This is a genomic window from Streptomyces sp. NPDC059037 (genome assembly GCF_042740015.1).
In the GTDB taxonomy this organism is placed as follows: domain Bacteria; phylum Actinomycetota; class Actinomycetes; order Streptomycetales; family Streptomycetaceae; genus Streptomyces.
This window is the reverse complement of sequence record NZ_JBHYIG010000332.1, coordinates 1-10,053: the sequence shown is the minus strand read 5'-3', so window position 1 is coordinate 10,053 and position 10,053 is coordinate 1. Positions and strand designations below refer to the sequence as shown.

The 10,053-nt window shown below is 65.0% G+C and carries 17 protein-coding genes; all 17 read right to left on the bottom strand.

All coding sequences use genetic code 11. From position 1 onward, the window contains the following. Positions 1–145 precede the first annotated feature (145 nt). A complete protein-coding gene (locus ACFWY6_RS40260) occupies positions 146–1,168 on the bottom strand; it encodes a DNA-directed RNA polymerase subunit alpha (protein WP_016645160.1) in 1,023 nt (340 codons plus the stop codon). 121 nt (positions 1,169–1,289) lie between these two features. Next, positions 1,290–1,694 (bottom strand): 30S ribosomal protein S11, encoded by a 405-nt coding sequence (gene rpsK, locus ACFWY6_RS40255; RefSeq protein ID WP_003948617.1) that lies wholly within the window; start codon positions 1,692–1,694, stop codon positions 1,290–1,292. A gap of 61 nt (positions 1,695–1,755) precedes the next feature. Continuing rightward, a complete protein-coding gene (gene rpsM, locus ACFWY6_RS40250) occupies positions 1,756–2,136 on the bottom strand; it encodes a 30S ribosomal protein S13 (protein WP_360768545.1) in 381 nt (126 codons plus the stop codon). 187 nt (positions 2,137–2,323) lie between these two features. Further along, a complete protein-coding gene (gene rpmJ, locus ACFWY6_RS40245; protein ID WP_003974245.1) occupies positions 2,324–2,437 on the bottom strand; it encodes a 50S ribosomal protein L36 in 114 nt (37 codons plus the stop codon). A 58-nt stretch (positions 2,438–2,495) separates the two neighbouring features. Further along, a complete protein-coding gene (gene infA, locus ACFWY6_RS40240) occupies positions 2,496–2,717 on the bottom strand; it encodes a translation initiation factor IF-1 (protein ID WP_003948620.1) in 222 nt (73 codons plus the stop codon). A gap of 283 nt (positions 2,718–3,000) precedes the next feature. After that, the gene (gene map / locus ACFWY6_RS40235) at positions 3,001–3,837 is read right to left on the bottom strand and encodes a type I methionyl aminopeptidase (protein ID WP_384701281.1); all 837 of its coding nucleotides are present in this window, start codon (positions 3,835–3,837) and stop codon (positions 3,001–3,003) included. Between the two features lie 140 nt (positions 3,838–3,977). Further along, entirely contained in the window at positions 3,978–4,634 is a 657-nt protein-coding gene (locus ACFWY6_RS40230; RefSeq protein WP_360768539.1) for an adenylate kinase, read from the bottom strand. After that, positions 4,634–5,947: a preprotein translocase subunit SecY gene (secY, locus tag ACFWY6_RS40225; RefSeq protein ID WP_266869988.1), complete on the bottom strand. Its 1,314-nt coding sequence runs from the start codon at positions 5,945–5,947 to the stop codon at positions 4,634–4,636. The genes ACFWY6_RS40230 and secY overlap by 1 nt, the downstream gene beginning before the upstream one ends. A gap of 224 nt (positions 5,948–6,171) precedes the next feature. After that, entirely contained in the window at positions 6,172–6,627 is a 456-nt protein-coding gene (gene rplO, locus ACFWY6_RS40220; protein ID WP_055564835.1) for a 50S ribosomal protein L15, read from the bottom strand. A gap of 1 nt (position 6,628) precedes the next feature. Further along, positions 6,629–6,811, bottom strand: coding sequence for a 50S ribosomal protein L30 (gene rpmD / locus ACFWY6_RS40215; protein ID WP_055553514.1), 183 nt, complete (start codon positions 6,809–6,811; stop codon positions 6,629–6,631). After that, positions 6,811–7,413, bottom strand: a complete 603-nt coding sequence (gene rpsE / locus ACFWY6_RS40210) for a 30S ribosomal protein S5 (protein WP_135332562.1) — start codon at positions 7,411–7,413, stop codon at positions 6,811–6,813. The genes rpmD and rpsE overlap by 1 nt, the downstream gene beginning before the upstream one ends. 41 nt (positions 7,414–7,454) lie before the next feature. Further along, a complete protein-coding gene (gene rplR / locus ACFWY6_RS40205; protein ID WP_360768532.1) occupies positions 7,455–7,838 on the bottom strand; it encodes a 50S ribosomal protein L18 in 384 nt (127 codons plus the stop codon). Positions 7,839–7,841: 3 nt separating this feature from the next. Then, positions 7,842–8,381 carry a 50S ribosomal protein L6 gene (rplF, locus tag ACFWY6_RS40200; RefSeq protein ID WP_360768529.1) on the bottom strand — a complete coding sequence of 180 codons (540 nt, stop codon included), beginning with the start codon at positions 8,379–8,381 and terminating at the stop codon, positions 7,842–7,844. A gap of 21 nt (positions 8,382–8,402) precedes the next feature. Next, the gene (gene rpsH, locus ACFWY6_RS40195) at positions 8,403–8,801 is read right to left on the bottom strand and encodes a 30S ribosomal protein S8 (protein ID WP_030359017.1); all 399 of its coding nucleotides are present in this window, start codon (positions 8,799–8,801) and stop codon (positions 8,403–8,405) included. 224 nt (positions 8,802–9,025) lie between these two features. After that, a complete protein-coding gene (locus tag ACFWY6_RS40190) occupies positions 9,026–9,211 on the bottom strand; it encodes a type Z 30S ribosomal protein S14 (RefSeq protein ID WP_003956452.1) in 186 nt (61 codons plus the stop codon). Between the two features lie 5 nt (positions 9,212–9,216). Further along, complete coding sequence (rplE, locus tag ACFWY6_RS40185; protein WP_360768525.1) at positions 9,217–9,774, bottom strand: 50S ribosomal protein L5; 558 nt, start codon at positions 9,772–9,774, stop codon at positions 9,217–9,219. Continuing rightward, the coding region (gene rplX / locus ACFWY6_RS40180; protein WP_384701271.1) for a 50S ribosomal protein L24 at positions 9,774–10,053 on the bottom strand (280 nt) is incomplete at its 5' end. The genes rplE and rplX, both read right to left, overlap by 1 nt.

Genomic DNA, 10,053 nt, shown 5'->3' with positions numbered 1-10,053 from the left:
TTGTTTTTTGTGTGTGAGGGGCGGGGCCGGGGGGCGGGGGGGGGGGGGCGGCGCCCCCCCCCCCCCCCCCCCCCCCCCCCCCGGGGAACTGCGCGAGCAACCACATCGCACGCACAGCCAAACTCAAACAGCCGGTCCCGAGCTCTTAGTACTGCTCGGTCTCGACGAACCCGGCGTCCGCGTCGTCGTCGGCACCAAAGGCGTCGGCGGCGGCGGTCGGGTCGAAGCCGGGAGGCGAGTCCTTCAGCGCAAGACCCATGCCGTTCAGCTTCATCTTGACCTCGTCGATCGACTTCGCACCGAAGTTGCGGATGTCGAGCAGGTCGGCCTCGGAACGAGCCACGAGCTCACCCACGGAGTGGATGCCCTCGCGCTTGAGGCAGTTGTACGACCGAACGGTGAGCTCGAGCTCCTCGATCGGCAGCGCCAGATCGGCGGCCAGGGCGGCGTCCGTCGGGGACGGACCCATGTCGATGCCCTCGGCGTCGATGTTCAGCTCACGGGCGAGACCGAACAGCTCGACCAGCGTCTTACCGGCAGACGCCATGGCGTCACGCGGACGCATGGCCTGCTTGGTCTCGACGTCGACGATCAGCTTGTCGAAGTCGGTGCGCTGCTCGACACGCGTGGCCTCGACCTTGTACGTGACCTTCAGAACCGGCGAGTAGATGGAGTCGACCGGAATACGACCGATCTCCTGGCCCACCTGCTTGTTCTGGACGGCGGAGACGTAGCCGCGACCGCGCTCGACGGTCAGCTCCATCTCCAGCTTGCCCTTGCCGTTGAGCGTGGCGAGGACCAGGTCGGGGTTGTGCACCTCGACACCGGCCGGCGGCGCGATGTCGGCGGCGGTGACGAGACCGGGACCCTGCTTGCGCAGGTACATCACGACAGGCTCGTCGTGCTCGCTGCTCACGACGAGCTGCTTGATGTTGAGGATGAGGTCGGTGACGTCTTCCTTGACGCCCGGCACGGTGGTGAACTCGTGCAGGACACCGTCGATGCGAATGCTGGTGACAGCCGCACCGGGGATCGACGACAGGAGGGTCCGACGCAGGGAGTTGCCGAGGGTGTAACCGAAGCCCGGCTCCAGCGGCTCGATCACGAACCGGGAGCGGAATTCGTCGACGACCTCTTCGGTCAACGAGGGACGCTGAGCAATCAGCATGTTGCGATCCTTCAGTCAGGGGCACCCACTATTTGATGCCCTGATTCGTTACAAGGGTACGGGCGATACGACTCCGAAGAGCCGTACCGCCCGAATCCTCAAGACAAGCGACGTACGAACGTCAGACGCGACGGCGCTTGGGCGGACGGCAGCCGTTGTGCGGCGTGGGCGTCACGTCCTGGATCGAGCCGACCTCAAGGCCGGTCGCCTGGAGCGAACGGATGGCGGTCTCACGACCGGAACCCGGGCCCTTGACGAAGACGTCGACCTTGCGCATGCCGTGCTCCTGCGCGCGACGGGCAGCCGACTCGGCGGCCATCTGCGCGGCGAACGGAGTGGACTTGCGCGAGCCCTTGAAGCCGACGTGGCCGGCGGAGGCCCAGGAGATCACGTTGCCGGTCGGGTCCGTGATGGACACGATCGTGTTGTTGAACGTGCTCTTGATGTGGGCGTGCCCGTGAGCGACGTTCTTCTTTTCCTTGCGGCGCACCTTCTTGGCAGCGCCCTGACGACCCTTGGGGGGCATCTATAACTCCTACGCGAGGTGGTCGGTCCTGCAGCGACAGCTGTCGATCGACCGCTGAGGACTACTTCTTGCCCGGCTTCTTCTTACCGGCGATGGCGCGACGCGGGCCCTTACGGGTGCGGGCGTTGGTGCTGGTGCGCTGACCGCGGACGGGCAGGCCACGACGGTGACGCAGACCCTGGTAGCAGCCGATCTCGACCTTGCGGCGGATGTCGGCCTGGATCTCGCGGCGGAGGTCACCCTCCGTCTGGATGTTGGCGTCCACGTACTCGCGGATCTTGACGAGGTCTTCCTCGGTCAGGTCGCGAACACGGGTGTTGCGGTCAACACCGGTGGCGTCCAGCGTCTGCTGGGACAGCGTGCGGCCAATGCCGAACACGTACGTGAGGGCAACCTCAACGCGCTTGTCGCGCGGGAGGTCAACACCTTCAAGGCGTGCCATTCAAGGCTCCTGTTGATTTTCGGAGGTCTTCAGCAGAACCGTTCCCAGGTGCCGTATGAGGTACATCCTGAGTCCCCGGCCTCCGACCGGGGGTGTCGCCCTCCATTACCGATGGATCTGAAGAGGGACGGGTCCTGCATATGTGCTTAATTGCGTCGCGCGAAAATCTGCGAACTGCAGTCGTGCGTCAGCCCTGGCGCTGCTTGTGGCGCGGGTTGTCGCAGATAACCATGACCCGGCCGTGACGGCGGATCACCCTGCACTTGTCGCAGATCTTCTTGACGCTCGGCTTGACCTTCATTGGGTGAGGTTCTCCGGGTCAGTGCCATCACCCCACGTGAATGGGGTGCGGGCAAGATCTACTTGTACCGGTAGACGATCCGGCCACGCGTCAGGTCGTACGGAGACAACTCCACCACGACCCGGTCGTCAGGGAGGATACGGATGTAGTGCATGCGCATCTTGCCGCTGATGTGTGCCAGGACCTGGTGGCCGTTCTGGAGCTCCACCTTGAACATGGCGTTCGGAAGAGACTCGACGACAGTGCCTTCGATCTCGATGGCACCTTGCTTCTTGGCCACGCTTCGCCCTTCGAATCGACTACCTTGATCGACTTCACACACCGCATGCAGACACACGGACGCACGAGAGCCGACGCGTCAGTCTACGTCAGGCCACCCGGAAAGACGAATCGAGAGAGAATGCCCCACCTGGAAGATCCTTAAGCAACCCGGGGTCCGAGCCCGCCGCAGCCACCCCTGCCGCTCGCGTTGTGGGCAGGCGTTCCGCACGGCGGAACGGGTGGGCACAACGCACCACTGCCGAGTCCCGACACGAGAGGCGCCCGCCCCGCCGCAGACGGACTCAGCCCAACGGATCCGGCGCGACCGTAACCCCGTACTCCGCCAGCTTCGCCTTGCCGCAGTCAGGAGCCGTGAGGACCAGCGGGCCCTCCTCCGTCAGCGCGATGGAGTGCTCCCAGTGCGAGGACCAGGTGCCGTCCGTCGTGATGACGGTCCAGTCGTCCTGGAGGACCTCCGTGCGGGGCGTGCCGAGGGACACCATCGGCTCGATGGCCAGGCAGAAGCCGGGGACCAGCTTCGGGCCCTTGCCGCGCCGACGTTCGACGTAGTTCAGGAGGTGGGGGTCCATGTGCATCTCGGTGCCGATGCCGTGACCGCCGTAGTCCTCGATGATCCCGTACTTGCCGCCGCCCGGCTTCGGCTGCCGGCGGATGTACGTCTCGATGGCGCGGGAGATGTCGACGAGGCGGTTGCCCTGCTTCATGGCGGCGAGGCCCGCCCACATCGACTCCTCGGTCACCCGGGAGAGCTCGATCAGCTCCGGAGCGTGACCGGTGCCGACGAAGGCGGTGAAGGCGGCGTCGCCGTGCCAGCCGTCGATGATCGCGCCCGCGTCGATGGAGATGATGTCGCCGTCCTTCAGGACGGTCTTCTCATCCGGGATGCCATGTACGACGACCTCGTTGACCGAGGTGCAGATCGTCGCGGGAAAGCCGCCGTACCCGAGGAAGTTGGACTTGGCGCCGTGCTCGGCGATCACCTTGCGCGCGACGTCGTCCAGGTCCTTGGTCGTGGCGCCGGGCACCGCGGCCTCACGCGTCGCGGCGTGAATGGCGGCGACGACAAGGCCCGCCTCACGCATCTTCGCGATCTGCTCGGGGGTCTTGATCTGCACCATGAAGGGGCCTGAGCCTTTCTGAACCTGAGATGACGGGACATCCACAACGATACGGCGGGGACGAACCTCCCCGCGCCCCGTCCACGACGTGGGCCGCGGCACCCCTGAGGGATGCCGCGGCCCACGTGTCACTGCTTGAGTTACGCGTCCTCGCGAGAGAGCGCGTCCATCGCACGCTTGGTGACCTCGTCCACCTTGCCAAGGGCCGAGATCGTGACGACAAGGCCCTGGGCCTTGTAGTGGTCGATGATCGGCTCGGTCTCGCGGTGGTACACGTCGAGACGCTTGCGCACGGTCTCTTCCTTGTCGTCACCGCGCTGGTAGAGCTCGCCGCCGCAGACGTCGCAGACGCCCTCGGTCTTCGGCTTGCTGTACGACACGTGGAAGACGTGGCTCGAATCGTTCCGGCAGATGCGGCGGCCCGCGATGCGCTTGACCACCTCGTCCTCGGGGACCTCGAGGTCGAGCACCGCGTCGAGCTGCTGCCCGTCCGCCTTGAGCGACGCGTCAAGGGCCTCCGCCTGGGACACGTTCCGCGGGAAGCCGTCGAGCAGGAAGCCGTTCACGGCGTCCGGCTGCTCCATGCGGTCCTTGGCCATGCCGATGGTCACCTCGTCGGGGACGAGGTTGCCGGCGTCCATGAACGCCTTCGCCTGCTTGCCCAGCTCCGTGCCCTGGCTGATGTTGGCGCGGAAGAGGTCGCCCGTGGAGATGTGCGGGATCGACAGGTTCTTGGCAAGGAACGCAGCCTGCGTTCCCTTGCCCGCACCGGGCGGCCCGACGAGGACGATACGCATCAGCGGAGGAACCCTTCGTAATTGCGCTGCTGGAGCTGGCTCTCGATCTGCTTCACGGTTTCCAGACCCACACCCACGATGATCAGGATGCTTGTCCCGCCGAACGGGAAGTTCTGGTTCGCGCCGAAGCCCACCAACGCCATCGTCGGCACAAGAGCGATCAGGCCCAGATACAGCGAGCCCGGCCAGGTGATCCGGTTGAGTACGTAACTCAGATACTCAGCGGTCGGACGGCCAGCCCGGATGCCCGGGATGAAGCCACCATACTTCTTCATGTTGTCCGCGACTTCCTCGGGGTTGAACGAGATAGCCACGTAGAAGAAGGCGAAGAACACGATCAGCAAGAAGTACGTCGTGATGTAGATCGGGTGGTCACCCTTGGTCAGGTTCGCCTCGATCCACTGCTTCCACCCCGAGTTGCCCCCCGCGAACTGCGCGACGAGAGCCGGAATGTAGAGCAGCGAAGAGGCAAAGATCACAGGGATGATGCCGGCCTGATTGACCTTCAGCGGAATGTAGGTCGACGTACCGCCGTAGGACCGGCGGCCGATCATGCGCTTCGCGTACTGGACGGGAATGCGTCGCTGCGCCTGCTCGACGAAGACCACCAGACCGACCATGACCAGACCGACCGCGATGACCGTGCCGAACTCGATCCAGCCGTCGGCCAGCGAGCCCTGCTGCTTGATGGCCCACAGGGCGCTCGGGAAGGTCGCGGCGATCGAGATGAACATCAGGATCGACATGCCGTTGCCGATGCCGCGGTCGGTGATGAGCTCACCGAGCCACATCACGCAGGCCGTACCCGCGGTCATCGTGATGACCATGGTGACGGTGACGAAGATCGACTGGTCGGGCACGATCTCGCTGGCGACGGGGCAGCCGGAGAAGAGCGCGCCGGTGCGGGCGGTGGCCACCAGGCCGGTGCCCTGCAGGATCGCGAGCGCCACGGTCAGATAACGCGTGTACTGCGTGATCTTGGCCGTGCCCGCCTGGCCCTCCTTCTTGAGGGCCTCGAGCCGCGGGATCACCACGGTGAGGAGCTGAAGAATGATGCTCGCCGTGATGTACGGCATGATGCCGAGCGCGAAGATGGTGATCTGCAGCAGGGCACCGCCGCTCATCATGTTGACGAGACCGAACAACCCCTGATTGGTGTTCGCGACGTCCATGCAGGTCTGGACGTTCTTGTAGCTGACACCAGGAATCGGTACGTGCGTACCGATCCGGTAGATCACGATGATGCCCAGCGTGAAGAGCAGCTTCTTGCGCAGGTCGGGCGTCTTGAACGCCCGGGCGAACGCGGTGAGCACGGTGCCTCCTGCGACCCCCGCGCGCGTGCGTCAGAGGTTAGTGGTCTGAGGATCGACGAATACGTATCAGTCAGAATTCCGCGCGGGCAGACCGCACGGAGCTTAGACAGTGCACGCCACCTTACCGGCGACCGTGCCCCCCTTGGAACGACCAACCGGGGATGCCCCTTTTGTGGGGCATCCCCGGCTGGGAATCGCTCAAGTCATCGAGAAGCCTGATGAATTCAGACGAGCTCGGTGACGGTACCGCCGGCGGCGGTGATCTTCTCCTTGGCGGAGCCGGAGACGGCGTCAACCGTCACCTGCAGCGCCACGGTGACCTCACCCTGGCCGAGGACCTTGACAAGGCTGTTCTTGCGAACGGCACCCTTGGCGACGAGACCCTCTACGGTGACCTCGCCACCCTCCGGGTACAGCGCGCTCAGCTTGTCGAGGTTCACGACCTGGAACTCGGTCTTGAACGGGTTCTTGAAGCCCTTGAGCTTCGGGAGACGCATGTGGAGGGGCATCTGGCCACCCTCGAAGCGCTCCGGAACCTGGTAACGGGCCTTGGTGCCCTTGGTACCACGACCAGCGGTCTTACCCTTGGACGCCTCACCACGACCCACACGGGTCTTGGCGGTCTTGGCGCCCGGGGCGGGCCGGAGGTTGTGGACCTTCAGCGGGTTCTGCTCCGCCATGTCAGTCGACCTCCTCAACCGTCACGAGGTGGCGGACGGTGTGCACCATTCCGCGGAACTCGGGGCGGTCCTCCTTGACGACCTGCGTGTTGATGCCCTTGAGACCAAGGGAGCGCAGGGTGTCGCGGTGGTTCTGCTTGCTGCCGATGTACGACTTCGTCTGCGTGACCTTGAGGCGAGCCATTACGCACCCGCCCCGGCACGTGCACGAAGAAGAGCCGCGGGGGCGACGTCCTCGAGGGGCAGACCACGGCGAGCCGCGATCTCCTCGGGACGCTGCAGGCCCTTGAGGGCCGCCACGGTCGCGTGCACGATGTTGATCGCGTTGTCGGAGCCCAGGGACTTCGACAGGATGTCGTGAACGCCGGCGCACTCCAGAACGGCGCGCACCGGGCCACCGGCGATAACACCGGTACCGGGGGAAGCCGGCTTGAGCAGGACGACGCCCGCGGCCTTCTCGCCCTGGATCGGGTGCGGGATGGTGCCCTGGATACGGGGGACCTTGAAGAAGTGCTTCTTGGCCTCCTCAACACCCTTGGCGATGGCGGCCGGCACCTCCTTGGCCTTGCCGTAACCGACACCTACGGTGCCGTCACCGTCGCCCACCACGACCAGCGCGGTGAAGCTGAAGCGACGACCACCCTTGACTACCTTGGCGACACGGTTGATCGCGACAACGCGCTCAACGTATGCGGTCTTCTCGGCGGCAGCGCCACCGTCGCGACCCTTCCGGTCCCGCCGCTCGCCGCCACCGGCACCGCTTCCGCGGCGCTGGGGTCCAGCCATTGGAATTACCTCTCTCTGTTTCCGCTAGCTACGGAACCGACTCAGAACTTGAGTCCGGCTTCGCGGGCGGCGTCCGCCAGGGCGGCGATGCGCCCGGCGTACTGGTTACCACCACGGTCGAACACAACGGTCTCGACGCCCGCGGCCTTGGCACGCTCGGCGACCAGGGCGCCGACCTGCTTGGCCTGCGCCGACTTGTCGCCCTCGCCACCACGGATGGTGGTGTCCAGGGTCGACGCCGACGCCAGGGTGTGACCCTGGATGTCGTCGATGACCTGGGCGACGATGTTGCGGTTCGAGCGCGTCACGACCAGGCGAGGACGCTCGGCCGTGCCCGAGACCCGCTTGCGGATCCGGATGTGGCGACGCTTGATCGCGGCACGCTTGTAAGCGTCACCCTTAGCGATCTTCGTACCGTATGCCATGGCTTACTTACCCGCCTTTCCGACCTTGCGGCGGATGACTTCGCCCTCGTACTTGACACCCTTGGCCTTGTACGGGTCGGGCTTGCGCAGCTTGCGGATGTTGGCCGCAACCTCGCCGACCTTCTGCTTGTCGATGCCCTCGACCGAAAGCTTGGTCGCGGACTCCACCTTGAAGGTGATGCCCTCGGGGGCCTCGACCAGGATCGGGTGGCTGTAGCCCAGCGAGAACTCCAGGTTGGAGCCCTTCGCGAGCACGCGGTAACCGACACCGCTGATCTCGAGCTTCTTCACGTAACCCTGGGTCACGCCGGTGATCATGTTCGCCACCAGCGTGCGGGACAGGCCGTGCAGGGCCTTGTTCTGACGCTCGTCGTTCGGGCGGGTGACGTTCAGAACGCCGTCCTCACCCTTAGCGATCTCGATCGGCGCGACGACGGTGTGGGAGAGGGAACCCTTGGGGCCCTTCACCGAGACCGTACGGCCGTCGATGGTGACGTCCACGCCGGCGGGAACCGTGATGGGGAGCTTGCCAATACGCGACATTAGCTATTCCTCCGTTCCCGACTACCAGACGTAGGCGAGGACTTCCCCACCTACGCCCTTCTTGCCTGCCTGCTGGCCGGTGAGCAGACCGTGCGACGTGGAGATGATCGCCACGCCGAGGCCGCCGAGCACCTTCGGCAGATTGGTGGACTTCGCGTAAACCCGGAGACCGGGCTTGGAGATCCGCTTGATGCCCGCGATGGAGCGCTCACGGTTCGGGCCGAACTTCAGCTCGAGAACGAGGTTCTTGCCAACCTCGGCGTCCTCGACCTTCCAGCCCGTGATGAAGCCCTCCTGCTGGAGGATCTCCGCGATGTGCGACTTGATCTTGCTGTGCGGCATAGCCACGGAGTCGTGGTACGCCGAGTTCGCGTTACGCAGACGAGTCAGCATGTCCGCGATCGGATCAGTCATGGTCATGAATTGGCCTTCGGCCTCTCTCGCCGTGGTTTCCTATCTGCGCCATCCCTCTCCCCACTCAGAGGCGGGACGGGTGCGGCGCGGGGACCTACGGCGTAGTAAGTCGGTCAGGGCGGCAGGCGCCCAACCCTCCTAGCCTAAGCCATGGAGAGGTGGGCCACCTACCGACCAGATACTTACCGAGAGCCTCCGGTAATTCCCAAGTCCCTAAGGACAGAGGGGAATTACCAGGAGCTCTTGGTCACGCCCGGCAGCTCGCCACGGTGAGCCATCTCACGAAGGCACACGCGGCAGAGGCCGAACTTGCGGTACACGGAGTGCGGACGGCCACAGCGCTGGCAGCGGGTGTAGGCGCGCACACCGAACTTGGGCTTACGAGCAGCCTTGGCAATAAGAGCCTTCTTCGCCATCTCGCTTACGCCTCCTTGAACGGGAAGCCGAGGTGACGGAGAAGGGCACGGCCCTCAGCGTCGTTGGTCGCCGTGGTGACCACGGTGATGTCCATACCCCGGACGCGGTCGATCTTGTCCTGGTCGATCTCGTGGAACATGACCTGCTCCGTGAGACCGAAGGTGTAGTTGCCACGGCCGTCGAACTGCTTGGGGGACAGACCACGGAAGTCGCGGATGCGCGGAAGCGCGAGCGACAGGGTGCGGTCCAGGAACTCCCACATGCGGTCGCCACGGAGCGTGACGTGGCAGCCGATCGGCTGACCCTCGCGCAGCTTGAACTGCGCGATGGACTTCCGGGCCTTCGTCACGGCCGGCTTCTGACCGGTGATCGTGGTGAGGTCGCGGATGGCGCCGTCGATCAGCTTCGAGTCACGGGCGGCGTCGCCGACACCCATGTTGACCACGATCTTGACCAGGCCGGGGGTCTGCATGACGTTCTCGTACGAGAACTCTTCCTGCAGCTTGGCCGCGATCTCCTCGCGGTACTTCGTCTTCAGACGCGGAGTGGTGGTGGTCGTCATCAGATGTCCTCACCCGTCCGCTTGGCAACGCGGATCTTGTTGCCGTCTTCGTCGAAGCGGAAACCGACACGCGTGACGACCTTGTTGCCGTCCTTCTCCACGACGAGCTGAACGTTGCTCACGTGGACAGGGGCCTCGGTGGTCACGATGCCGCCGGCCTGCGAACCGCTGGCGGTCGGGCCGGCCTTCGTGTGCTTCTTGACCCGGTTGACACCCTCGACCAGGACGCGCTCGTCGCGCGGGTAAGCGGCAATGACCTTGCCCTGCTTGCCCTTGTCC